23 protein-coding genes are annotated in these 23,903 nt (G+C 64.2%); 11 read left to right on the top strand and 12 right to left on the bottom strand.

What is annotated here, in order from left to right:
- Positions 1–183 precede the first annotated feature (183 nt).
- The 4 genes from ACMZ6R_RS12275 to ACMZ6R_RS12260 all read right to left on the bottom strand — a co-directional run bounded on the left by ACMZ6R_RS12275 (position 184) and on the right by ACMZ6R_RS12260 (position 3,429).
- On the bottom strand, positions 184–549 hold the full coding sequence (locus ACMZ6R_RS12275) for a response regulator transcription factor (protein WP_416111813.1): 366 nt from the start codon (positions 547–549) through the stop codon (positions 184–186).
- A gap of 121 nt (positions 550–670) precedes the next feature.
- Positions 671–1,312: a hypothetical protein gene (locus tag ACMZ6R_RS12270; protein ID WP_416111811.1), complete on the bottom strand. Its 642-nt coding sequence runs from the start codon at positions 1,310–1,312 to the stop codon at positions 671–673.
- Positions 1,313–1,412: 100 nt separating this feature from the next.
- Positions 1,413–2,510 carry a radical SAM/SPASM domain-containing protein gene (locus ACMZ6R_RS12265; RefSeq protein WP_416111809.1) on the bottom strand — a complete coding sequence of 366 codons (1,098 nt, stop codon included), beginning with the start codon at positions 2,508–2,510 and terminating at the stop codon, positions 1,413–1,415.
- Between the two features lie 94 nt (positions 2,511–2,604).
- The gene (locus ACMZ6R_RS12260; protein ID WP_416111807.1) at positions 2,605–3,429 is read right to left on the bottom strand and encodes a TatD family hydrolase; all 825 of its coding nucleotides are present in this window, start codon (positions 3,427–3,429) and stop codon (positions 2,605–2,607) included.
- 90 nt (positions 3,430–3,519) lie between these two features.
- Between ACMZ6R_RS12260 and ACMZ6R_RS12255 the strand changes: the two genes are divergently transcribed.
- From ACMZ6R_RS12255 to ACMZ6R_RS12245, 3 genes are all read left to right on the top strand, one after another.
- Entirely contained in the window at positions 3,520–5,013 is a 1,494-nt protein-coding gene (locus ACMZ6R_RS12255) for a cyclic nucleotide-binding domain-containing protein (protein ID WP_416111805.1), read from the top strand.
- Positions 5,010–6,116, top strand: a complete 1,107-nt coding sequence (locus tag ACMZ6R_RS12250) for a hypothetical protein (RefSeq protein WP_416111803.1) — start codon at positions 5,010–5,012, stop codon at positions 6,114–6,116. The genes ACMZ6R_RS12255 and ACMZ6R_RS12250 overlap by 4 nt, the downstream gene beginning before the upstream one ends.
- A 77-nt stretch (positions 6,117–6,193) precedes the next feature.
- Complete coding sequence (locus tag ACMZ6R_RS12245) at positions 6,194–7,288, top strand: NADH:flavin oxidoreductase/NADH oxidase (protein ID WP_416111801.1); 1,095 nt, start codon at positions 6,194–6,196, stop codon at positions 7,286–7,288.
- 164 nt (positions 7,289–7,452) lie between these two features.
- Here the strand turns inward: ACMZ6R_RS12245 and ACMZ6R_RS12240 are convergent, their stop codons facing one another.
- The gene (locus tag ACMZ6R_RS12240) at positions 7,453–8,133 is read right to left on the bottom strand and encodes a methyltransferase domain-containing protein (RefSeq protein WP_416111799.1); all 681 of its coding nucleotides are present in this window, start codon (positions 8,131–8,133) and stop codon (positions 7,453–7,455) included.
- A gap of 183 nt (positions 8,134–8,316) precedes the next feature.
- On the opposite strand from ACMZ6R_RS12240, the gene ACMZ6R_RS12235 reads away from it, so the two are divergent.
- From ACMZ6R_RS12235 to thpR, 3 genes are read left to right on the top strand one after another with little or no spacing between them, the layout of a single operon-like run.
- Positions 8,317–9,774, top strand: coding sequence for an MBOAT family O-acyltransferase (locus ACMZ6R_RS12235; protein ID WP_416111797.1), 1,458 nt, complete (start codon positions 8,317–8,319; stop codon positions 9,772–9,774).
- 8 nt (positions 9,775–9,782) lie between these two features.
- A complete protein-coding gene (locus ACMZ6R_RS12230; RefSeq protein ID WP_416111795.1) occupies positions 9,783–10,961 on the top strand; it encodes an alginate O-acetyltransferase AlgX-related protein in 1,179 nt (392 codons plus the stop codon).
- Positions 10,962–10,983: 22 nt separating this feature from the next.
- Entirely contained in the window at positions 10,984–11,562 is a 579-nt protein-coding gene (gene thpR, locus ACMZ6R_RS12225; RefSeq protein WP_416111793.1) for an RNA 2',3'-cyclic phosphodiesterase, read from the top strand.
- A gap of 142 nt (positions 11,563–11,704) precedes the next feature.
- On the opposite strand, the gene ACMZ6R_RS12220 is transcribed toward thpR, so the two are convergent.
- Positions 11,705–12,193, bottom strand: coding sequence for a hypothetical protein (locus ACMZ6R_RS12220; RefSeq protein WP_416111791.1), 489 nt, complete (start codon positions 12,191–12,193; stop codon positions 11,705–11,707).
- Between the two features lie 293 nt (positions 12,194–12,486).
- Here ACMZ6R_RS12220 and ACMZ6R_RS12215 point away from each other — a divergent pair, with 293 nt between their 5' ends.
- From ACMZ6R_RS12215 to ACMZ6R_RS12200, 4 genes are all read left to right on the top strand, one after another.
- Positions 12,487–12,936 (top strand): universal stress protein, encoded by a 450-nt coding sequence (locus tag ACMZ6R_RS12215; RefSeq protein ID WP_416111789.1) that lies wholly within the window; start codon positions 12,487–12,489, stop codon positions 12,934–12,936.
- A 123-nt stretch (positions 12,937–13,059) separates the two neighbouring features.
- On the top strand, positions 13,060–14,169 hold the full coding sequence (hisC, locus tag ACMZ6R_RS12210) for a histidinol-phosphate transaminase (protein WP_416111787.1): 1,110 nt from the start codon (positions 13,060–13,062) through the stop codon (positions 14,167–14,169).
- Entirely contained in the window at positions 14,159–14,827 is a 669-nt protein-coding gene (gene cmk / locus ACMZ6R_RS12205) for a (d)CMP kinase (protein WP_416111785.1), read from the top strand. The genes hisC and cmk overlap by 11 nt, the downstream gene beginning before the upstream one ends.
- 25 nt (positions 14,828–14,852) lie before the next feature.
- Positions 14,853–16,115, top strand: coding sequence for a DUF362 domain-containing protein (locus ACMZ6R_RS12200; protein ID WP_416111783.1), 1,263 nt, complete (start codon positions 14,853–14,855; stop codon positions 16,113–16,115).
- Between the two features lie 78 nt (positions 16,116–16,193).
- Here ACMZ6R_RS12200 and ACMZ6R_RS12195 read toward each other — a convergent pair whose 3' ends face one another.
- The 4 genes from ACMZ6R_RS12195 to ACMZ6R_RS12180 all read right to left on the bottom strand — a co-directional run bounded on the left by ACMZ6R_RS12195 (position 16,194) and on the right by ACMZ6R_RS12180 (position 19,902).
- Positions 16,194–16,865, bottom strand: a complete 672-nt coding sequence (locus ACMZ6R_RS12195) for a class I SAM-dependent methyltransferase (RefSeq protein ID WP_416111781.1) — start codon at positions 16,863–16,865, stop codon at positions 16,194–16,196.
- An 844-nt stretch (positions 16,866–17,709) separates the two neighbouring features.
- Complete coding sequence (locus ACMZ6R_RS12190; RefSeq protein WP_416111779.1) at positions 17,710–18,027, bottom strand: ArsR family transcriptional regulator; 318 nt, start codon at positions 18,025–18,027, stop codon at positions 17,710–17,712.
- A gap of 332 nt (positions 18,028–18,359) precedes the next feature.
- Positions 18,360–19,349, bottom strand: a complete 990-nt coding sequence (locus ACMZ6R_RS12185; RefSeq protein WP_416111777.1) for a chemotaxis protein — start codon at positions 19,347–19,349, stop codon at positions 18,360–18,362.
- A gap of 184 nt (positions 19,350–19,533) precedes the next feature.
- Positions 19,534–19,902: a response regulator gene (locus tag ACMZ6R_RS12180; RefSeq protein ID WP_416111775.1), complete on the bottom strand. Its 369-nt coding sequence runs from the start codon at positions 19,900–19,902 to the stop codon at positions 19,534–19,536.
- A 196-nt stretch (positions 19,903–20,098) separates the two neighbouring features.
- On the opposite strand from ACMZ6R_RS12180, the gene ACMZ6R_RS12175 reads away from it, so the two are divergent.
- Entirely contained in the window at positions 20,099–21,256 is a 1,158-nt protein-coding gene (locus tag ACMZ6R_RS12175; RefSeq protein WP_416111773.1) for an iron-containing alcohol dehydrogenase, read from the top strand.
- Between the two features lie 344 nt (positions 21,257–21,600).
- Here the strand turns inward: ACMZ6R_RS12175 and glpK are convergent, their stop codons facing one another.
- Complete coding sequence (glpK, locus tag ACMZ6R_RS12170) at positions 21,601–23,094, bottom strand: glycerol kinase GlpK (protein ID WP_416111771.1); 1,494 nt, start codon at positions 23,092–23,094, stop codon at positions 21,601–21,603.
- Complete coding sequence (locus ACMZ6R_RS12165; protein WP_416111769.1) at positions 23,091–23,891, bottom strand: MIP/aquaporin family protein; 801 nt, start codon at positions 23,889–23,891, stop codon at positions 23,091–23,093. The genes glpK and ACMZ6R_RS12165 overlap by 4 nt, the downstream gene beginning before the upstream one ends.
- Between the last annotated feature and the right edge of the window lie 12 nt (positions 23,892–23,903).

The following is a 23,903-nucleotide window of genomic DNA, read 5'->3' as shown; positions in this document are numbered from 1 at the left end:
GCCGGGGGGAAACCTTTCTGAAGAATGGTTTCCCCCCGGCCCCCCTTTCCAAAGACTTCCAACGACTACAGTATGTTGGCCCTACCAACCTGTAACCGTTAAAAGTTTTTGGGAAGGGAGAGCGCGAGAGGGGAACCCTTTTTTCAAAAAGGGTTCCCCTCTCGCACTGTCTTTTTCAGCGGCTTAGCCGATGAGAGCCACGACTTTTTCCAGCAGGATCTCGGAAGTGAACGGTTTTTCCAGCACGTCGTCGGCGCCGAAAATGGTGGCATGGCTCAACAGGTCCATGCCGACCTTGGCCGAACCGCCGGAAATGGCCATGACCTTGCACGTCCGGCAGGTCTCGCGCAGCACCTGCAAGACCTCCAGCCCGTCCATCTCCGGCATGAAGATGTCGAGCACCACGAGGTCGGCCGACTGCCCGGCCAGGGACTGCATGGCCAGCTTCCCGTCGGCGGCCTCCCGCACCGCGTAACCCGCGCCTTCCAGATACAGCCGGATAAGCGCCCGGATGCTCGGGTCGTCGTCCACGACCAGTACGGTTTTCACCAGCTGCCTCCAGAATGCCGCGTATGGCGCATTGGCTAGGAACTACCTGTTATCGATCAGAATCGCACCAGCACCCCGTCAAGACGGAGCCGGCCACGCCCGAAACATTTCGGAGCGGCGCCTAGGCGAAATCATACATGTCGAGCAGGCGGCCGTCGCGGCTTATCAGCAGCGGATCGATCATGTTCTTGCCCCGCGACTCGCCGGTTTCCATGGACAGCTTCCGTCCATCGTAGGTCATGCCGGTGATGACCGACTCCTCGCAGTAAAGGTCCGAAAGCCGGTCCACGTGGATGGCCAGCTTCTCCGAATCAAAGGGGCCGTCGACGTCGTCCAGGGTGAAAACCATTTCCCCCTTGTCCACCGCTCCGAGCAGGCACAGCACCTCGTCCTCGGCCAGGCGCGCGGTGTACTCCGCCAGTTTCGGGCGCGCCTCGATCAGGGCAACGCCGACCGAGGTGACCGGCTCGGCCGCATCGCCCAAGCGCACGTCGAGCCTGAGCTCATGCTCGTAGACCGCGCCGGTGCGGTGGTAGAATTTCGGCGCGGCCAGCCAGCCGTGCCAGGGCAACCCCTGATCCTCGGCGTATTTCGCCGCCAGCCGTTCGTCGAAATAGAGCACGCCCCGAAAGCAGTTGCCCGCGAAATAAGGGGTGTTGTTCTTGCCCCAGCAGTGCCGGTAGACCCGCTGCACGAAGGCGCGGGGCAGCGAGGTCACGATGATCTGGTCGATATCGCCGCGGGTGGTGATGACAAGGGCCATAGCGGTGCGCCTCCAGGGTGTTGCGGGTTGCCGGCGACCCTACCTCCGGCGCGGCTTTTGGGCAACCCGACGACGCATTGTCCATGCGCGCCGCCCCCCCTCAAGGAAAGGAAAACCAGGGCAGATCGCCCGTAACGCCCAGATCGCGCAAGATGACCGCCACCAGCCCGGGATCGGCCACGGTCAAAAGCGGTTTGATGTGCTCCGAGACGTTGGCCAGGCACTGGGTGCAAAAGGGATGCACCGGGGCAAAGGCGTCGAATCCGGCCCGGATGCGCGTCATTTCCTCTCCGAGCCAGAAATCGCGCAGGTCCGTTTCCGGGGTGATCCGCCCGGCCGTGGCCCGGGCCGTGGGGTCGCAACAGCAAAAGGCCGCCGTGCCGTCAGCCTGGATCGAGAACGTCGTATGGCAGGAGTCGCAATAGCCGCACGGTTCGGCGGCCGTTTCCAGGGCCACGAAAGCATCGTAGCTGTTGGGCATGATCTTGGTCGGCTGGACCTGGATGACGGTCTCCCCGTCCGCGAAAAGCACCAGGGGCCTTCGCGCGGCGATGTCCTCCCGCCTGCCGTCCGGCGCGGCCGCGTCATGAACGCCGAGCAGCGCGGCGAGCCCCCGCGTCTTGGCCAAGATTCCGTCCACATCGCCGATGGCCTTGGAATAGTCCAGCCCGTCCCGGAAAATGCCGTAGTCGGCAATCTGCACGGCGATCGTGCCGGGCACGCGGCGGCGGATGCGGTGGCGCAAAAAGCCCAGGATCTTCTCCCGGTAGGCGGCAAAGGACAGCCGCGCCCCGCGCAAGGCGAAATCCTCGGGCGTGGCGCTGTAGCTTAAAAGCAGGCGCATGGGCAGGTCGTAGGCGCTTTTCTTGATGGCCAATCCGTTGGTTGCGCAGGAAAAAATCCGTCCTCCGGCCGCGACATGGGCGATCACGGTCTCCACCTCGGGATGCAAAAACGGTTCGTAGGTCTGGCCGAAGGAAAAAGGCCAGTCGTTGGCCAAACACTGGTCCACGATATGCCGAGCCAGGGCCGTTTCCATGTTGCGTCGCTCCCGGCGGACGTTTCGTGTCGAGCAGTAGGCGCAGGCCAGATTGCAATGGCCGGTCAGGGCAATGAAGACCGTGGGCCGCGCCAGACACGTTTCCCGCCGGCGTCTGTAGCGCGGATCGTCGATCAATCTTCTTTTGATATCTTCCATGCACCGTTCCTTCAGGCCCCCGCTCCAAGACTTCTAACGCTAACAGTCTGTCATCGCAAAAAGTTTTTGGCGTATCCCCCTCTCGCATCTTCTCCTATATCCCAAAAAACCTTCGTGCGTTGGCTCCGGTCGCAAGCCAGACCTCGGCCGGGTCGCGTTCCATGAGCGCGGCCACGCGCTGGGCGGTGAAGACGATCAGCGCCGGCTCGTTGCGTTTGCCGCGCCAGGGCTCGGGCGCGAGGTATGGCGTATCGGTCTCCAGGAGGATGCGGGACAAATCCATGGCCGCCACCGCTTCGGCCAGATCGGTATTTTTGGCATAGGTCACCGGCCCCGGGATCGAGGCCAGCCAGCCCCGGGAAAAGACCTCCCCGGCCAGCCAGGCCCCGCCGCCGAAGCAGTGCCACACCAGCGGCCGGTCCCGAAACCCCATGTCGTCGAGGATGGCCAGCGTGTCCCCTTCGGCATTACGGCTGTGGATGACCACCGGCACGTCGAGTCCCTTGGCCAGTTCCAACTGTTCCCGGAACACGCGCTGTTGCGTCGCGGAAGTGGACGCATCCCAATAATAGTCGAGCCCGATCTCGCCCACGGCCCGAAGCCGCGCCTCGTCACGAAAGGCCGCCGCCATGGCCGGCAGGTCGTCGGCCGCCATCGTGGCCGCGTCGCAGGGATGCACGCCCAGGATGTAAAAGACTTCCGGCCGGTCCTTGAAATAGTCCCGATGGGCCAGATAGGCGGCCGGTCCCAGAAACACGTTGCCCACGGCCGACACTCCGGCCGCCGCCGCCCGGTCGAGGGCAGGCCCGATCTCCTCCGGGGCGAACTCCTCCACGTCCAGATGGGCATGGCTCTCCACCCCGCCCGCAGGCAGTCCGAGGGTCACCGGATCCTGTCGTTCACGTTTTTTTCTCGACACCGTCTACACTTCCTTGTCGTTTGCGCGCCACGTTGACGCCGGAGCACAGGCCACGTAGGACATGCCAACGCCAAAAAGGAGCCGCCGTCCTTGCCCACAGCCGCCGTCTCATTGCCCGCAGCATTGCCCGAGCTTGGCCGTATGACCATCGGCGTCGGCTGGCGACTGGGCGCGGCCGTGGCCGTTTTTCTGGCCATAACGGCCCTCCTGCGGCTGCTGTGGCGCCGGGGCGTCATTAGCCGCCCGCTGGGGGGCCTCGTCAAGTGGCTCTGCGGCCTGGCGCTCCTGTGGGGCCTGTCCTGGCTGTTGCCGGCCAAGGCTGCCGCCTCCGGGGAAACCACCATGACCGTGGCCGCGCTGGTCATGATCTGGCTGGCCGCCTGCCATGGCGTGGACTTCGTTTACACCCACCTCGCGCCCTCCCGGGGGACCGGCCGGCCCGGCCGCCATATCCTTCAGGACCTGCTCAAATTCTGCATCCTGGCCGTGCTCGTGGGCTGGGGACTGCGGCAACTGCTCGATATCCAGCTCGGGTCCCTGCTCACCTCCTCGGCCATCCTCACCGCCGTCATCGGCCTGTCCATGCAGGACACCATCGGCAGCCTGTTTTCCGGACTGCTTCTCCAGGTGGAAAAACCCTTTGTCGAGGGAGACTGGATCAAGCTCGGCGATGTGGAAGGCCGGGTCACGGAAGTGACCTGGCGCTATACCAAGGTGATGACCCTCGCCGCTTCCGAAGTGTTTTTGCCCAACAACGCCGTGGCCAAGGAACGCCTCGTCAACTACAACCGCCCGGACAGCACGTTGTGCCAGATCGTCTATGTGCCGGCACCTCCCGACGCGCCGCCGGTCAAGGTCAAATCGGCCATCCAGATGGCCCTGACCCGGGCCGAGGGGGTCCTGAAAAATCCCCCGCCCCGGGCCCGGCTGCACGAAATCCAGGCCGACCGGGTCATGTATGCCGCCGTCTATTACATCCGCGGCTTCCATACGCGCTTCAACACCGCCGATGCCGTGCTTTCCACCATCTGGTACCAGTTTGTCGAGCGCGGCATCGAAATACCGCCCCCGGCCCGGCGCGTCATCATGGACGCCCCCGACCCCGATCGCGGACACCCCGAGGGGCTGGCCGCCCTAAGCGAGGTGGAGCTGCTTTCCGGCCTCACCGACGCGGAAATGGAGATGCTGGCCCGGGTGTCCGTGATCCGCCAGTTTTCCCCGGACCAGACCATCGTTGCCAAGGGCGAACAGGGCACGACCATGTGCTTTATCCTGTCCGGGCTTGTGGCCGTGGTCATCGACGGCAAGGAAGTGGCCCGGCTGGCGGCGGGCCAGATTTTCGGCGAAATGGCCCTTTTGACCGGCGAACCACGCCAGGCCGACGTGCGCGCCGTGGAGCCCACGCGGGGCCTGGAGGTGGACCGGGAGGGATTTCGCATGGTCCTGGCCCGCCATCCCGAAATCATCGACCGCGTGCGGGCGATTTTTGCCGCCCGCGCCGCCGCCAACCGCTCCGCCCAAGCCCCCGGTGCGCCGGACGAAGCGACAACCCTGTTCGCCCGCTTTTGCAAGCTCTTTTTATGACTACCCAAACGCTCCATACCGGACGCCCCCTGCCCGCCGCCCTGGCCCTGGGATTCGCCGGAGCCGGCGCGACCTGCCTCCTTTTGCGCGAGCTGCTGCTGGCCTACTGCGGCAACGAAGCCGCCATGGGCGCAGCCCTGGCCTTGCTCCCCCTGGCTATCGCCGCCGGCGCGACCCTGCCCCGCCGGCTCTGGCCCGAGAGCGATCCGGCCAACCTCCTCGGGCCGGCGCTCGGCTTTTTTGCCATCAGCCTGCCCGTTTCCCTGCTGCTGCCGCGTCTGGCCCGGCCGGGCATGATCGTTGGCGACGCGGCCGCCCTCTCGCCCCTGGCCGTGGCGGGCTCCGCGCTTGGCGCCTTCACCCCCCTGGGACTCTGCCTGGGGCTCGTCTGGACGCTGACCGGAGCCGTCGGCTGTCGCCAGGGAGGGAAAAAGTGCGCCCGCCTGCCCGCCGCCCTGGCCGGCTCGGCCGCCCTCGGCGCACTTTTCGTCCAGTTCGTCGCCATCCCGAAGCTCACGCCGCTCAACGCCAGCCTGGACATGGGACTTGCCTGCTGCGTGGCCGGCATCCTCTGCGCCGCCGGATCGCCGGGCGGCCGCGCTCCCGAAACCTGGCTGTCGGTCATGGCCCTTGGCTTCGTGCTGCTGCTGCCCATGTCGGGACTTATCGAGCTGCGCCTTGCCGCCTGGCAGTGGCGATGCCCCGTGACGGCGGTTCCCGCCGTACCGGCGGCCATCGGCACGGTCCTCGGCGGCGGCGCCAGGGCGCTGTCCACGGCGCTCACCTATCTGGCCCTGTGCATCGCCGTGCTCGCGGCCCTGGCCGGCCGCGCCAGCCTGCCGGGACTGCGGGGGGACGAGTCCCGAAACCTGGCCGCCGGCATGGCCGAAGCGGGCGCGTTCCTGGGACTGCTGTTGGCCTATCAGGGGATGACGGGAAACCTCTTTCCCCATCTGCCGGCCCTGGCCGCGGCCTGGCTGGTCGGGGACGCCCTGGCCCTCTATCCAGGGCGAGAGGCCGGACGCAGCCTCGTTCCCAGTACGCCCGCCCTGTGCGGCGCGGCCCTGGGGCTGGCGCTCCTTTCCGCCCTGCTCATTTTGTAGTGCCGTAAAAACGCCGCCGCCCCTTGTTGCCCGCCGCCGCCGGCGCTACAAAATGGCAAACATCCGGAGGCGTACCCATGAGTGTCCTTTTTTCCCCTGTCAAAATCGGGCCGCGAACGCTTAAAAACCGCATCATCGTCGCGCCCATGTGCCAATACTCGGCCGAAAACGGCCACCCCACCTACTGGCACGCCATGCATCTCGGCCATCTGGCCATCTCCGGGGCCGGGGCCCTCGTCATCGAAGCCACGGCCGTGGAGCCCCAGGGGCGCATTTCGGCGCAGGACCTGGGTTTGTGGTCCAAACCCCACGAAGACTCCCTGCGCCGCACGCTGACCGCCGTGCGGGCCTGCGCGCCCATCCCCATCCTGGTGCAGCTCGCCCACGCCGGCCGCAAGGCCTCCACGGCCACCCCCTGGGACGGCGGCGCGCAGATTTCCCCGGCCCAAGGCGGCTGGGTGCCCGACGCCCCCTCGGCCATCCCCTACGAGCCGGAAGAGATCACGCCCCACGCCCTCGACGCCGCCGGGCTCGGCCGCATCGAACAGGCCTTCGTCGACGCCGCCAAACGCGCCGACGCCCTGGATCTGGCCGGCGTGGAAATCCACTGCGCCCACGGCTACCTGCTGCACCAGTTTCTCTCGCCCCTTTCCAACACCCGCGACGACGACTGCGGCGGCAGCCTCGAAAACCGCCTGCGCTTCCCGCTGCGCATCGTCAAAGCCGTGCGCAAGGCCCTGCCCCAAAACCGCATCCTCGGCGTGCGCATCTCGGCCACGGACTGGGTCCCCGGCGGTTGGGACATCGAGGACAGCGTCGCCTTTGCCCGCGAAATCAAGAAATGCGGCTGTGACTACATCCACGTCTCCTCGGGCGGTCTGTCGCCGCAGCAACAAATCCCCGTCGCGCCCGGCTATCAGGTCCCCTTCGCCGAACGCATCCGCAGCGAAACCGGCCTGCCCACCATCGCCGTGGGGCTCATTACCGACCCGGCCCTGGCCGAAACCATCGTCGCAACCGGCCAGGCCGATATGGTCGCCCTGGCCCGGGGCATGCTCTACGACCCGCGCTGGCCCTGGCACGCCGCCGCCGCCTTGGGCGACCAGGTCGACGCGCCGGACCAGTACCTGCGCTGCGAACCGCATGGACTGAAAGGGCTTTTTCGCCGGTAACGCGAGGGGGCAGGCTGGGGCTCTGCCCCATACCCCGGCAGAGGCTCTGCCTCTGCACTCCGCCGAGGGGCCATGGGCCCCCCGGGCCCCCCTTCCGGTGTGCTTTGGCCGGACGGAGGAAGGGTTGGCTGGCGGGGTCGCAGGGGCGGGGCCCCTGCTCCGCCTTATCCGATCCGCGTGAAAAGCAGCGCCGTCTTGACCCGGCCGCTGCCGGTAAGGCGTTGCGGCGACCAGTGAGGGCCGAGCTGTTCGGCCAGGGCATCGGCCAGATGAAAATGTCCGTCGCGCACATGGCCGGGGTAAAGGCGGTCGAGGGCGGCCGGGGATGCGGGCAGATCGTCGAGCTGGTAGGCGGGGCGCAAGGTGAAAAAAAGTTCATCCGAGGCCCAGGCCACGGCGGCGGTGGCCACGCTTTGGAGTCGGCCCTTGGTGATGACGCCGCGCCCGATAAAGTCGATGAGCATAGCCATTTCGCAGGGGGGCGCGTCGGGCGGTTCGCACAGAAAGTCGCAGGCGGAAAATTCCACGTTGTCCAGACCGTGCAGGCGGGCCAGCTCCCTGGCGACGCGGATGACGGCGGGATCGACGTCGCAGCCGAGAACCCGGGTTGCGCCGCGCCGGGAGGCCATGAAGGCGAAGTAGCCCAGGTTGCAGCCGAGGTCGACCACGGATTTGCCGGCCACATCGAGGTTGCCGACGTAGTTTTCGAGCTCGTCCGGGCCGGGGCCGTGCCCCGAGGCAAGGAGGGTTCCGTCGGGGCTGTACACCGGACGCCAGACGCAGGCGGGGTCCAGGCCGGCCAGCAGCCGGCGGGCGGCCTCGAGGTGGGGAATTTCCGTTGGCATGACCCGTTGTAGCGGAGTCGCGGCCCAAAGCAAGGGGGAGAAGCCGGGAGTTGTCAAACCGCGTCTGCTTGGGTAAGAGCGAACACCCACGTGAGGACGCGCGGGCGTGACGTGCTTTCGCCTTCCGCGCCGACGCCGCGATTTGGCGGCCGCGTCGCAAACCCCCTACCCCAAAACCCAATCATGGTATTTAGCTCCGCTTCATTTCTGTTTTATTTTTTGCCGCTCGTGCTGGCGCTGTATTTTTCCACTGTGGCCTTCGGGCGGTTGCGCAACTGGATTCTACTGGCGGCGAGCCTTTTTTTCTATACCTGGGGTGAAGGCGAATATGTCGTCATCATGCTGGTTTCGATCCTGGCCAACTATCTGTTCGGCATATGGATCTACAAAGCCCATGAGCGCAACAACGCCAAGCGCCAGATGGCCGTGGCCATCACCTTCAACCTGCTGCTCCTTGTCATTTTCAAGTACACGAATTTCCTCGTGGCCAACTGCAATCTGGTATTGGGCGAATTCGGCCTGCCGACCATGACGGTCGGCGCCGTGCACTTGCCCATCGGCATTTCCTTTTTCACGTTCCACTGCATTTCCTACCTGATGGACATCTACCGCCGGCAGACGCCGCCGCAGATGTCGCTGCCCAACACGGCCCTCTACATTTCGCTTTTCCCCCAGCTCGTGGCCGGCCCCATCATCCGCTACAAGGACATCGCCTCCCAGATCACCCACCGAAGCGTGGGCCTGGAGCGGTTTTCCCAGGGCATCAACCGCTTCATCATCGGCCTGGGCAAGAAAGTGCTGATCGCCAACGTGGTGGGGCTGCCGGCGGACAAGATCTTCGCCATCCCCTCCGAGCATCTGACCACGCCCGTGGCCTGGCTCGGCATCCTGTGCTACACGCTGCAAATATATTTCGACTTTTCCGGCTACTCGGACATGGCCATCGGCCTGGGGCACATGTTCGGGTTCAAGTTCATGGAAAACTTCAATTATCCCTACGTGTCGCGCTCCATCCAGGAATTCTGGCGGCGCTGGCACATCTCCCTTTCCACCTGGTTCCGCGATTACCTCTACATTCCGCTTGGCGGCAACCGCTGCAGCACGTCCCGGATGTATTTCAACCTGGTCACGGTTTTTTTCCTGTGCGGCCTGTGGCACGGGGCCAGTTGGAACTTCGTGATCTGGGGCATGTTCCACGGATTGTTCTCGGTGATCGAGCGCTTTCCCCTGGCCAAACGCGTGACCCAGGGCCCGCGGCTCATCGCCCATCTCTACACCCTGCTGGTGGTGATGGTGGCCTGGGTCTTTTTCCGGGCCGAATCCCTGCCCGTGGCGCTTAACTACCTGAAGGCCATGGCCGGATTCGCCCAGGGATCGGGCGTGGAATGGCACGTGGGCCTTTTCCTCAACCCCAAGGTGGCCATCGTGCTGACGGCGGCCGTGATCGGCGCGACCCCGATCATCCCCTGGATCAAGGGCATACGCGGCCGCCTGCTGGCCATGCGCAGGGTTGGGCCTGTGGCGCTCGACGATGGCCTGGAGGCCGCCATCAGCCTCGTCGTGATGCCGGCGGTTTTCATCCTGTGCGCCATGTCCCTGGCCAGCGGCACGCATAATCCGTTCATTTACTTTCAGTTCTAAGGTCTTGCATGAGCGTGGCCCCTACGTTTCCCCACAAGGTCATTGTCGTTCTCGGCGTTGCCCTGTTTTTGTGCCTGATCTGCCTGCCCGTGGCCGACCATGTCTTCGATCTGGCCCCGGACGTCTATCTGATGGAAAACGATCCCAACCAGCTGCCGGACTTTTCGCTGTCCCAGCTCTTCAAATCCTTCAACGTCCTCCAGCGCGGCTATCTGGAAAAGACCTTCGGCTTCCGCCGGGAGCTGGTCCGCCTGGAAAACATCCTCGACATCTTCCTGTTGCGCTCCTCCAACCAGTACCAGACCGTCATCAAGGGCAAGGGCGACTGGCTGTTCCTGTCCCAGGAAAACAACGAGCTCAACGTCATCCAGGACTTCCGGGCGGTGAAGCTTTTCACCCCGGCCCAACTGGCCCACTGGGTCAAGATCTACAAGGACAGGCAGGACTGGCTGGCCGAGCGCGGCATCCACTACCTGATCGTGGTCGCGCCCAACAAGCACACCGTGTATCCGGAATTCCTGCCGCTGCAGTACAACAAGGTGAGCCCCATAAGCCGCACCGACCAGATCGTGAACGCGCTTACCGGGGCGGGCGTCGAGGTTCTCGATCTGCGGCCCATCATGGACAAGGTCAAACGCCAGGCCCTGGCCTACTACCGCACCGACACCCACTGGACGACGTTCGGGGCCTTTGCCGGGTATGTGGCGATCATGAAGCGCCTGGACAAGTGGTTCCCGCAGTTCGAACCGGAAATCCGGGGGGATTTCGACATCAGCATCACCCCGGACCTCAGCGGCGGCCTGGCCAGCATGCTGGCCCTCGGCGACTTTTTTCCCGAAAGCCGGGTGACCTTCACGCCGCGTTTCAAGCGTGAGGCCGTGGCCACCACCGAGGCCCGTCCCACCCCGCCCTACTTCCAGCCCACCGTGGTCATGGACACCCATAACCCCTCCAAGCCCTCGGTCGTGATCTTCCGGGATTCCTTCGCCCACGAACTGGTCCCCTTCCTGTCCGAGCATTTCGACAAATCCATCTACCTGTGGCCCTACCCTGCCACGTCGCGCGATATCCGCTTTTTCGACAAGAAGCTGATCGAAAAGGAAAAGCCGGCCCTGGTCATCGACGAATTCGTGGAGCGCTACTTCACCGAATTTCCGCCCACGGCGCAAAAGCCCGCCAAGAAGTGACCGGCCGCCCGGGAGCCCGCCCATGGACCATGTCCGTGCCTTTGTGGGCCTTGCCCTGCCGCAGTCCTGCCAGGAAATGGCCGGCAGGCTCGGGGCGGCGCTCGCGCCGCTGTGCCGCGGCCGCCTCAGCCGGGTGCGGACCGGACAAGCCCACATCACGCTCAAATTCCTCGGGGAGACGCCCGTTTCCGGGCCTGCCGGCATCGAGGCCGTTGGCGAGGCGCTTGGCGGCATACGCTTTGCGCCTTTTCGTCTGAATCTGGCCGGCGGCGGTTTTTTCCCGGGACAGAAACGGCCCCGGGTGGTCTGGGCCGGGCTGCGGGAAGGGGCGCAGGCGTGCCGGGAACTCGCCGCCGCCGTAGACGCGGCCCTGGCCCCGCTCGGCATCGCGCCGGAAGGCAACCCCTTTGCCGCCCACCTGACCCTGGCCCGGATACGCGAACCGGAACGCGGCGGCGACTGGCCGGCCATGCTGGCGCTGCTGACGCAGGCGCTGTGGCCGCCCGTGCCCGTAGCCGCCATGACGCTGTGGCGCTCGGTGCTTTCGGAGCATGGCGCGCGCCACGAGGTGCTGCGGGAATTTCCGGCCGCGGCGACCTGAGCGGGGGCGGCCCCTCTCCCACAAAAAAACCGCCTCCGGGGAAGCGGTGAAAGCGGGCGCAAGCGCGCGACGTCCAGAGGCGGAGCGGAGCCGGCGGCGGCACGCCGGCTCCGTCCTGCAGGGGAATACGCGCCGGTGCGAATTAGATGTAATCGCCCCGGTTGAATTTGATCTTTTCGGTTACGGTCATGACTTCCAGTTCGTTGACCAGGGAACCGAGCCCCGTGTTGGCATCGCTTGGCAGGTCGTCCTTGAGCTGCTTGACGCCGGTTTCAATGTTTTCCAGCACCCCATAGGCCTGCTTGAGGGAATCCCCCCCGGAGCCCGAGGCAAGCTGATCGGCATAGTCTTCCCACTTGGCCAGCAGGGAGTCCATGTTTTTCATAACCGCCTGCTCTTCTTCGCTGAGTTGACCCGAAGCCTCGGCAGCGTCCGTGCCTTGCGTGCCGGACACATCCAGGGCGGCATAGCCGGCCAGGGGAGGCGCCGTAAGCCCCGGATCCTGGGACGACTGGCCATCGCCGACTTTCTTGGCCAAAAGCGCCGCGAAGGCGTCCGAGCCGTCCTTCGTCCCAGCGGACTTGGCCGCAGTCTGCTGCAGGGCGGTCAATTGGTCGTTTTGGATTTTCATCGGCCTTCCCCCGCGTTAACGTTTCCTTTCGACATGCAAGGAGCCTGCCAGCTCCCGATATTCCATGAACATGCTGATATCACTGAAAATTACTTTTCCGTAACCAGGCAAAATTTGCCCCGTCGCCGGTCTTACGCGTTGATCGTCGTTTCATTGCATAAGACAGGTGAAACGCCTTGTCTATTGCCATCCACTTTGGCATCCTTGTCCGACCGGGCTTGTCCCATACTTTTCGGACAATATCGCCGGGACTTAAGCGGAAGCAAGCCTGGTCAAACCAAGGAGGCGCTGCCATGCCAGCCCTGAAAAAAATTTTGTGCTCCGTGGATTTCTCCGAGGGCTCCCCGCTCGTGGCCGAGTACGCGGCCACGCTGGCCCGAGCCGCCAAGGCCGAGATCGTCTGCGTCTACGTGGCCCCGTCCCTGGCCGAATACGTGGGCTTCAACGTGCCCCAGGCCGCCCTCGACACCTTTGTCGGCGACGTGGTCGCCTCGGCCGAAACCACCATGAACGATTTCACGGCCGAAAACTTCAAGGACCTGCCGGCGCGCGGCTTGGTGCTGACCGGCTACCCGGCCGAGGAGATCCTCAAGGCCGCCGACAGCCAGCATGCCGACATGATCGTCATGGGCACCCACGGCCGCACCGGCATCGACCGGATCATCTTCGGCTCCGTGGCCGAAAAGGTGGTCAAGACCGCCACCTGCCCCGTGCTCACTGTCAAGCCGCACGCGGCAGCCTAGGGTCACGTCCGTTAAAGAAATTAAGTATTCGAGCATATTGCCCTCGAGATCCGTCCACACGGACTTCGAGGGCACGACCCGAGCAACCACTATACTGCCTATCGCAATACGGAGCCGTCGTTCATGCAGCCAAACGACCGTGTCCGCGAGGCGGTGCGGGGATTCACCCCGTACGCTCCCGGACTATCCATGGAAGAGATCAGGGAGCGCTACGGGCTGACCCGCGTGATCAAGCTCGCCAGCAATGAAAACCCCCTTGGGGCCTCGCCGCTCGTCAAGCGCGTGCTGGCCAGAAAGGGCGACATGGTCTTCCGCTACCCCAGGGCCGGCAATCCGGCCCTGGTAGCGGCCCTGGCCGCCCATCACAAGGTGCCCCGCGAATGCGTGGTGGCCGGCAACGGCTCGGACGAGATCATCGACCTGCTCGTGCGCGTCACCTGTGAGCCGGGCAAAAGCAACGTTGTGGCCTTTTCGCCCTGCTTTTCCATCTACGTGCAGCAGACCAGGCTTTGCGGCGTGACCTTGCGCCAGGCGCCGCTCGGACCCGATTTCCGCTTCGACCTGCCGGGACTTCGCGCGGCCTGCGACGACGACACCGCGCTGGTCTTCCTGACCAATCCCGACAACCCCTCGGGCCATGCCGTGCCGGCCGAGGAGGTGCTCGCCTTTGCCCGGTCCCTGCCGCCGAGGACGCTGCTCGTGGTCGACGAGGCCTATGCCGAATTCGCCGAGCCGGCGGCCGAATATTCCGTGCTGCCCCGGTTTGGCCAATGCGACAACGTGGTCGTGCTGCACACCTTTTCCAAGCTCTTCGGTCTGGCCGGGCTGCGGCTCGGCATCGGCGTCATGCCGGACTGGCTGGCCGATTACCTGCTGCGGGTGAGGCTCCCTTTCAGTGTCAACCTGCTGGCCGAAGCCGCCGGCATGGCCGCCCTCGAGGACACCGCCTTTTTGCAGGCCAGCCTCGATACCGTGGTCCGGGGCCGCAAGCTGCTGACCGAAAAGCTGACGCAGCTCGGCTGCCGTGTCTATCCGTCCCAGGCCAACTTCCTGATGTTAAAGCCCCCGGTCCCCGCCCTGGAGCTGTTCGAGGCGCTTTTGCAGCGCGGCATCATCGTGCGGGCGCTCAAGAGCTACGACCTGCCCGAGCTGTTGCGCGTGAGCATCGGCAACGACGAGGAAAACGCCATGTTTCTGGCCGCAATGCAGGACGCCATCGAACATGGCTTCTAATTCCCGCCGCATCGTGACCATCGACGGCCCGGCCGGGGCGGGCAAGACCACCGTTTCCCGCCGGGCGGCCGGGGCCCTCGGCGTGGCCTACCTGGATACCGGGGCCATGTTCCGGGGACTCGCCCTCGCCCTGGGGGAAGGCGGGCATGCGCTGCCCGAGGCGACCATCGACGCGCGGCTGGCCGCCATGGCCTTCGCCCTGGCCGGCTCCGGCGCGGACACCGTGCTGCTGGTCGACGGCGCGCCCCTGCCCGATGCCGCCCGTACCGAGCAGGTCGGCGGCTGGGCCTCGAACCTGGCCGTCCTGCCCGTGGTCCGGCGGCGGCTGCGGCTGGCCCAGCAGGCCCTCGGCGCGGCCACGGACTTGCTTGCCGAAGGCCGCGACATGGGCACGGTGGTCTTTCCCCGGGCGCCCCACAAGTTTTTCCTTACCGCCAGCCCCGAGGTCCGGGCGGGACGCCGCATGCTCCAGCTTGCCGCCCTGGGCAAGCCGGCCGACTACGAGGCCATTTTGGCCGCCATCCGCCGCCGCGACGCCCAGGACCAGGGCCGGGCCGAAGCGCCGCTCGTGGCCGCCCCGGACGCCCTGGTCATCGACACCTCGGATCTGACCGAGGACGCGGTGGTGGCCCGCATCGTGGCCGCGGCCGCCGTCTGACGCCAACCCCTGCCCCGGAGCGCCCATGACCGCATTTCGCCTGGACATCCGCCGGGCCGCATCCCTGACCCAGGCGGCCCGGGCCCTGGCCGACGTCCTGCCCGCCTATGCCCACGTTTTCCCCGCCGATCGGGCCGCGCCCATCCTGGTCAAGCCCAATCTCAACGCCAACATGAACGCGCTGACCGGCAACACCACCGATTTGCGCCTGCTCTGCGCCCTGCTCGGGCATCTGCGCGACGCCGGCTACAGCGACGTCACGGTCGGCGAAGGGACCAATTCCGGCTTTTACCGCAACAGGATCGGCGTGATCGGGCGCCTTCGGGTGGACAAGGCGGCGGCGCGCTTCGGCTGCCCGGTGCTTGACCTCAATGACGCCCCGGGCAGGCCCGTGGCCTTTGAAAACGGGGTCACGGCCATGGTCGCCGCGCCGGTGCTCGATGCGGCGCTGGTCGTAAACCTGCCCAAGCTCAAGACCCATTTCGAGGCCGGCATGTCCGTGTGCCTCAAAAACCTCATGGGCTGCCTGGTCGGCCAGGAAAACAAGAAAAAGACCCACCAGAGCCTGGCCGCCAACATCGTCAACCTGAACCTCGCCGTACGCCCGGGCCTCCATATCGTGGACGCCCTCGTCGCCATGGAGGGGCTCGGCCCCACGCGCGGCACGCCGCTGCGCCTGGACACGCTGATTTTCGGGGAAAATCCCTACCTGATCGACCTGGCCTGCGCCCACATGGCCGGCTTCCCGGCCGGGAAGGTGCGGCCCCTGGCCGAAGCCCGCCGGCGCGGCCTGGTCACGCCGGCCATGGACGCCTTTTGCGACGGACGCTCCCTGCCGCTTCTGGCCGGGCGGCCGTTCGCCCCGCCGGTGGCCGGCCGGATCGCGAGCTTCATCCACAGCCCGGCCCGGCAGAAGTATTTCCTGGCCGTGCGCAACACGGCCCTGTTCCGCTACCTGGCCGGCACGGACTGGTTCGGGGCGCTGCTTTTCAAGACGGGACTACGGCAGGACGTTTTTTGCCGCGAGGAGATGCGCTGCGACGGGCTCACCCTCGACCGGGCGGCCTGCGACGACTGCGGGGTGTGCCGGGATTTCTGCCCGTCCGGCCTCGATCCGGTGGAGGTTGCCGCACAAGGCGGACATCCGGACTGCCTGGGCTGCCTGTACTGCTTTCTCACCTGCCCGCGAAAGGCCTTGGTCTTTCATGGCGAACAAGGCTTTCTGGCCGAACAGCTGCGCCAATACGACGCCCTGGTCCGGGCCCTCGGCCGCCGCCCCGGACGCTGACCGCCTTTCCCCACCGGAGCGCCCCCGCAACCACGGGGGATTGCCCGACCTTGCGGGGACACGGGCGAGGCGTCCCGATCAGGAATGGATCGCCCGGCCCCGCAGAAAGGCCACCACCGGCCCCTCCCAGATCCTCTCGGCCTCGACGACCTCGAACCCCTTGGCCGCCAGCAGCGCGCCAAGCTGGGTGAACGTGAAGCTGTGCCACATCGCCCGGCCGTCGAACCGGACCGCCCAATCCAACAAGGCATTATGCTCCGAGCGCGTGGCCTCGCCATAACAATAGGTGATGAGCAGGAGCTCCCCGCCGGGCCGCAGCACGCGGTGCATCTCGCTTATGGCCATCTCCGGCTGGTCCATCGTCTGCAGGGCATTGACGCTCATCACGGTGTCGAAGCTGTGGTTTTCGAAGGGCAAGGCACAGGCGTCAGCCTCTTGGAAATACACATTCGCTGGCTCGCAGGCCGACTTCTCTTCCGCGACCCGTATCATCTCCGGTGTCACATCCACGCCCCAGACCTCATGACACCGCCGCGAGAGACGGATGCTCAGGCTTCCCGGCCCGCAACCGACATCGAGAAGCCGGATATTCGGGTCCACATGTTTCGCCAGGATGTTCCAATTGACTTCGTACTGATCCTTAAAGTCATTGGCGATCCAGGCGTCATACCCTTCGGCCGTCGCGGTCCAAAAGTTCCGGTCCTTGTCATCCAGGTCATCATCATAGGGAGCATGGGTTTCGTAGGTCATAGGCCTTTTTCAGGAGTCGCCGTTGCGGCGGTCTTTCCGGTTGCCGGCCGCAGCGCGGCGGTCGCTTGCAACCGGTCGGGCAGGGTTCGAAAACAAACGGATAAAAAAGCCCCCCCTGGCGCTTGGCCAACGGGATCGCTTCCTGACAGGCGGGACACGGAAGGCACCCTTTTCAAAGGAGGGATCGGGCCTGCGAAGCGGCAAGCGCACGCGCTTCCCATAAGCGGCGGTTCCATACGCAAAAGCAAGGTCCATGCGGCAGCCCGAACGTGTCCCGAAGCCAACGACCGAGTTCCCCCGCCAAAAAATAGCAGGGGCATAACCACCGGCTCTGTCGGCAAGTTGTCGGATCGTGGGGAAGTACGCCCGCAGGAGCGCTGAGGTCAAGTCATTATGCCGACTTTGACAATACAGGCGTCGGCAAGGACGGACAGTGGGTTGGCCTAGGGTCAGGCTTAAATGGATTCCGGTTTTCGAGAGAAACCACCCTATTTCCACATGATCCTATAGCTGAAATCGCCAACGCAATAAAAGAGTCAAAAGTCATAGACGAAGACGTGCTGGAAAATGTCATCAAACAAATTACATCCCGGAATGTTTTGAAACTGCCAATGATGCAAAAAAAATACTTAAACAGTCCTGGCTATGCTGTTGAAGCAAAAAATATTACTTTTTCTCCGGATATAAAAAAAAATTATTGGTGAATGGTTAGCCACGCCTCCCCTCCTTTCTCAAAGACTAAAGTGGAGATTAACCTCTCAACCTTATGAGAAGGATAAAGACCCACGCCAACCAATTTTCCTGGACGACGTGGGCCTTTTCATGGAACCATCTGAAATTCTAGCTACTTCTTCTCGAGCACAATCTTCCCCTCTTCCAAGCAGGACACCTTGAACTCGTCGCCCTGGCTGAAGCCGTAGTTGGCCAGGAGCGTCGGGGATAACCGCAAACCATTCTTCGAGAGCTTCACACTTCCAGACGCCACACGAGCATCCATGCCTGCTATCTTATAGAACTTCTCATCCAGCGTCATCAGCTTCGTGAGATGGTTTTTCAGGGTTGTTTTGGGAATATCGAAGGCATCCATAATCTGCTGCGCAGTCTTTCCTTCGGTGATCATGGTGCGAAGTTTCATCGCGTCAAATTTCGATGCGATAGGCATGGGGAAGTCTCCTTGTGTTTGTTTTTCGAATTTTCTTGAGGAAGATAACTTAAATTTCCTAGCTGTCAACTTCTTACACAAGGGGCTTCGTTAAAATGAGTTTACTTTTTTGCAAATTGATCTAAAAAACAATTGGCTTTTTTCGATTCAACTTGTCGTCAAGCGCCGCTGACAAAGGTCATCAGACGCTTTTTAAAAACTGAACTGATCGCGGACAGTTGGAACGTCTGCTAAGCTATAGTCCTCAAGCGAGGAGGACGGTTTTCGATGTCCACGCGACGGAAGTTTTCAGCGGAGTTCAAGGCCAAAGCCTGTCCAACGAATTGACGACCTCAGACCGGGCCGGCAACCGGAGCTTCGATGCACTTGCGGGCCAGGTCAGCCAGGATTTCCCGGGCCATCACCTCGGTCTGGGGCTTGGGAAACTGGCCGTCGGCCTTCACGGACTGGCCCTTGTGCAGGGTTTCCTCGGTGATAAGCGAGGAAAACAGGTACACCGGCAGGCGGGCCAGTTCCGGGTTGTCCTTGATGGAGCGGCACAGGGTATAGCCATCCATGACCGGCATCTCCACGTCGGTAACCACCACATTGACCAGATCCGTCACGGCGCAGCCCTTTTCCTTGGCCTCGGTCAGCTTGTCCTGGAGCATGGCCAGGGCTTCCTGGCCGCTGTCGGCCGACTCCACGGTGAACGATTCGTCCTGCTCCAGGGCGCGCTTGACCATGCGCCGCACGATGGCCTGATCGTCCACGTGCAGCACGTGGATGCTGTGGTCGGCCTTGATGGCGTTGGCGACACCGAAAAAATCCTTGCCGGAATCCGGGTTCAATTCGATGACGACCTTTTCCAGATCGAGGATGAAGACGATATGCCCTTCCAGGTTCACCAGCCCGGTAAAGGCATTGTGGGAGTATTCATTGATGTATTTGTCCGGCTTTTCCACATCGGCCCAGCTCAGGCGGTAGATGCGGGTGATGCCGGAGACCAGGAAGGCGGTCATCACCTGATTGAATTCGGTGATGATCAACTTTTGCGTGTCGCTTTCGATTTGCGGTTGTTCCAGATAGCGGGCCAGGGCCACCACCGGCACCACCTTGTCCCGGTCCTTGAAGTGAAACGCGCCGTACACCGAGGCGTGGGTGGCGAGCGGCGGGCGCATGACCTGCTCGGGAAGCCTGGTGATCTTGAGCACCTTGGCCACGTTGATGCCGTAATAGGCTCTGTAGACGGATTCTCCGGCATGGATGTCGAGATAAAAACACATGATTTCGACTTCGTTCGTGCCCACTTCGGTAAGCGCCAAGTGCTGCTCGCTGCTCATTGACCATCCTTCGCAAGGTGAAAGGAAACACTGTTATGATGCCGGGTCCGCCTGACGAACCGGATAGGCGTGAACGCATGGGAACGTGCCGTGGGTGAAGCTGCGGGGAAGGACGCATCCTCTACGGCCGCTTTGACGATCACATCAAGGAAAGTCGTGTGTCAAGGCCTTGCGGGATGTCGTCTCAACAGCCGACGAATTGCTCGACCACCTGCCGCAACTGCTCCACATGGGCGGGGTATTCCAGCAAGACGTCCACTTCGCCCGAATCGAGCAGAAAGGAGCTTTCGCCAAAGCTCTTGGTCACGACGATCAGGGGGGTTCTTTTTTCCGACGCGGCGGCAGCGCTTTCCCTGACGCGCTCGACCGCGGCCTTGGCATCGGCTTCGAAGGAAACATCCAGCACGATCGCGTCGAAGGGCTCTCTTTTGAAAATCGCTACAGCCTCATCGACGGAATGCACGACATCGACCTCATAGGCCTGGCCCTTTATCGTGTCCGCCAGAATGTTTCCCTGCGCAACGTTTTTGGCGACAAGCAGTGTTTTTGACATTTTTCACTCCTTTAACCTGCTGAAATTTTTAAAATTATCAAACGATTTCTTCGGCAACCCATTTCCAGGGTTATGCCATTCTTACGATGCTTTTCCCGGCACGGCAAGCAGGGCGGCCTTTTTCCCGTTTCCCCGCCTTTCCCGAACCCCTCCCCCACTCCCTTGCGCCACGGCCCGGAGCGGGCCATAATGGCGTATGAACTTTACATTCCAAACGCCGGGCAAGGTCATCTTCGGCCGCGACACGGCCGGACAACTCCCCACGCTCGTCGCGGCAAGCGGCCACACCCCGCTCGTCGTCACGGGCGCGACCCCGGCCCGGCACCAGGCACTGCTCACGGCCCTGCGTCAGGCCGACCTGGCCGTGACCGTTTTTCCCGTGGCCGGGGAACCCGCCGTGGAAACGGCCGTGGCCGGCGCGCGTCTGGCCCGCGAGGCCGGCTGCGACGTGGTGGTCGGCATCGGCGGCGGCGGCGCCCTCGACACGGCCAAGGCCGTGGCCGCGCTGGCGACCAACACGGCCGACGTTTTCACCTATCTGGAAGTCGTCGGCCAGGGCCGGCCCCTGACCGCGCGCCCGTTGCCGTGTATCGCCGTGCCGACCACGGCCGGCACCGGAGCTGAGGCCACGGCCAACGCTGTGCTCACCGTCCCCGAGGCTCGGGTGAAGGTCAGCCTGCGTTCGGCCATGATGCTCCCGGACGTCGCCCTGGTGGACCCGCTTCTTTCGGCGACCATGCCGCCGGCCGTCACGGCGGCCACGGGCCTCGACGCCCTGACCCAGCTCCTGGAGTCCTTCGTCTCGGGCAAGGCCAACCCCATGACCGACGCCCTGTGCCGGGAGGGGCTGCCCCGGGCCGCCCGGGGACTCGCCGCGGCCTATGCGGACGGAAACGACCTTCAGGCGCGAGAGGATATGGCCCTGGCGAGTCTTTTGGGCGGCATGGCCCTGGCCAATGCCAAGCTCGGGGCCGTGCACGGGTTCGCCGCGCCCATCGGCGGCCTTTTCGGCGCGCCGCACGGTTTCGTCTGCGCAAGCCTCCTGCCCTTCGTCACGGCGGCCAACATCAAGGCCCTTCGCGACCGCGCCCCGGAGGCTCCCGCCCTGGCCGCCTACGCCACGGCCGCCCGCCTGCTCACCGGTTCGCCGGAAGCCACGCCGGAAGACGCCGCCGACTGGCTGGCCGCAACCTGCCGCGCCCTCCAGGCCCCCTCCCTGGGAAACCTCGGCGTGACGGCGGCCGACATCCCGCTCGTCGTCGAAAAAGCCGCCAAGGCCAGCAGCATGCGGGGCAACCCCGTGGAACTGTCGTCCGACGAACTGGCGGCCATCCTCACCGCCGCCATCGGTTAGCCCCAGCACAGCAACCACCAAAGGCCGCTTCCCCACGCCTTTCATACGAAATGTCCTCGAAATGGCCTGACCGGACAAGGTCCCCGTTATAAGATTCAGGAAGGGGAGAGCGCGAGAGGGGCTACTGCCCTTTTTAAAGGGTTTCCCCTCTCGCATCTCCTCCTCCCCTCTTCCCCATAAAATAAGGCGGCATGGCCGAAGCCATGCCGCCGCGCGCATGTTTTCCCTACGGTCCGGTTCGTCTTCGGGCAAACCGCAGGGACCGGGCAATATGTTCCCTTCGCGTCGCAGCCTCGAAAGGCTGGACAGGGATTTCGAGGGCAATACGGCGGAATGCCGCTCTCCTAGGATTCGATCCAGTTCCGGCAGCGTTCCACGGCCCGCTGCCAGCCGTAGATCAGCTTTTCCCGCTCTTCCGGGGACTTGTTCGGCTCGAAGCGGCGGTCGAGCTGCCACATGGCGGCGATCTCCTCCTCGCTTTGCCAGAAGCCGACGGCCAGGCCGGCCAGATAGGCCGCGCCGAGGGCCGTGGTCTCGGTCACCCTGGGCCGCTCGACAGGCACGCCCAGCACGTTCGCCTGGCACTGCATGAGCAGGTTGTTGCGGGTGGCCCCACCGTCGGCGCGCAGGGTCTCCAGCTTGATGCCGGCGTCCTTTTGCATGGAAGCCATGATGTCGTGGGTCTGCAGGGCGATGGATTCGATGGCCGCCCGGGCGATATGGGCCTTGGTCGTGCCGCGGGTGATGCCGACCATGGTGCCGCGGGCGTACTGGTCCCAATGGGGCGCGCCCAGGCCGACAAAGGCCGGCACCAGGAAGACGCCGCCGTTGTCCGGCACGGACAGGGCGAGCTGTTCCACCTCGGGGGCGCTTTTGATGATGCCAAGGCCGTCGCGCAGCCACTGCACCACCGCGCCGGCGATGAACACGCTGCCTTCCAGGGCGTAGTACCGCCCCGACGGCGTGCCCCAGGCCACGGTGGTCAGGAGGTTGTTGGTGCTGGGGCGGGGAGTGGTGCCGGTGTTCATGAGCATAAAGCAGCCGGTGCCGTAGGTGTTTTTGGCCATGCCTTCGTGCAGGCAGGCGTTGCCGTAGGTGGCGGCCTGCTGGTCGCCGGCGATGCCGGCAATCGGCAGGGCCCGACCCAGGAACTCGGGATGCACCTCGCCCACCACTTCCGAGGACTGGCTCACGCGGGGCAGCATGGAACGGGGCACGTCCATGATCGCGAGCAGCTCGTCGTCCCACTGGCCGGTGTGGATGTTGTAGAGCAGGGTCCGGCTGGCGTTGGACGTGTCGGTGACGTGGACCGCGCCCTTGGTCAGGTTCCAGATGAGCCAGGAATCGACGGTGCCGAAGAGCAGTTCGCCCTTTTCGGCCTTGGCCCGGGCTCCGGGGACATTGTCGAGCATCCAGCGGATCTTGGTGCCAGCGAAGTAGGCGTCGATGACCAGACCGGTTTTGGCGCGGATGGTGTCTTCCAGACCGCGTTTTTTGAGCTCGTCGCAAAACCCGGCCGTGCGGCGATCCTGCCAGACGATGGCGTTGTGGATGGGGGAGCCGGTGGCCTTTTCCCAAACCACGGTGGTCTCGCGCTGGTTGGTGATGCCGATGGCGGCAACATCCGAGGCGTCGGCCTCGGCCTGGCTCAGGCATTCCCCCATGACGAAGGACTGGGTGTCGAAGATTTCGTTGGCGTTGTGCTCCACCCAACCCGGCTGGGGATAAATCTGGGTGAACTCCTTTTGCGCGATCTGCTTGATGTCGCCTTCACGCGTAAAAAGGATGGCTCGGGAACTGGTCGTGCCCTGGTCAAGGGCCAGAATGTACTTGCTCATGACTTACACTCCTCACATTCCTGCGCGCCGTCTTCGCAAAAATCGGCATTGGGGTCCTTGTTGAGCGCTCCGGTGGTCCTGTCATAGAGGAGCGCACCAAGCGAGCCGCCGACGAAGGGTCCGAGGATGGGCACGAGCACGATGCTCATATCCATCAGGTTCGGTTGGGTGAACCCGGCCAGCAGGGCGAAAAAGCGGGGGCCGAAGTCGCGGGCCGGGTTGATGGCGTATCCGTTCATGGCGCCAAGGCTCATGCCGATGGCCATGACCAGCATGGCCACGGCCACGGGGCCGATCCAGGGCACCTTGTTCTTGGCCCCGAAGTCGCCGATGGAGAGAATGCCGAACATGAGCACGGCGGTGCCGATGACCTGGTCGATAAAGCCCGGCCAGAACCCGGGCACGGCCGGGAAGGTGCAGAAGATGCCGGCCGTTTTGACCAGCGTCGGGTCGGCCATGAGCCATTTGGCCTTGAAATCAAGGAACACGATGGCCGCGCCGAGAAAGCCGCCGGCGGTCTGGGCCAGGGTGTAGGGCAGCACCTTGCCCCAGGGGAAACGGCCGGTGACGGCCAGGGACAGGGTCACGGCGGGGTTGATGTGCGCGCCGGAGCGCAGGCTGGCCAGCACGCCGAAAAAGACGCCCAGCCCCCAACCGAAGGTGATCGTGTCCCATGATATGTTCAACGCCTCGCCGAAAAAGACCTTCATGGCCACGCATCCGGCTCCGAATATGATGAGGATCATGGTCCCCAGAAATTCGGAGAACATCTCCTTGCCCAGTGACGACTCGTTCATGGAACACCCCTC

It is taken from the genome of Solidesulfovibrio sp. C21 (assembly GCF_047785625.1).
In the GTDB taxonomy this organism is placed as follows: domain Bacteria; phylum Desulfobacterota; class Desulfovibrionia; order Desulfovibrionales; family Desulfovibrionaceae; genus Solidesulfovibrio.
This window is presented reverse-complemented; position numbering and strand designations above follow the sequence as displayed.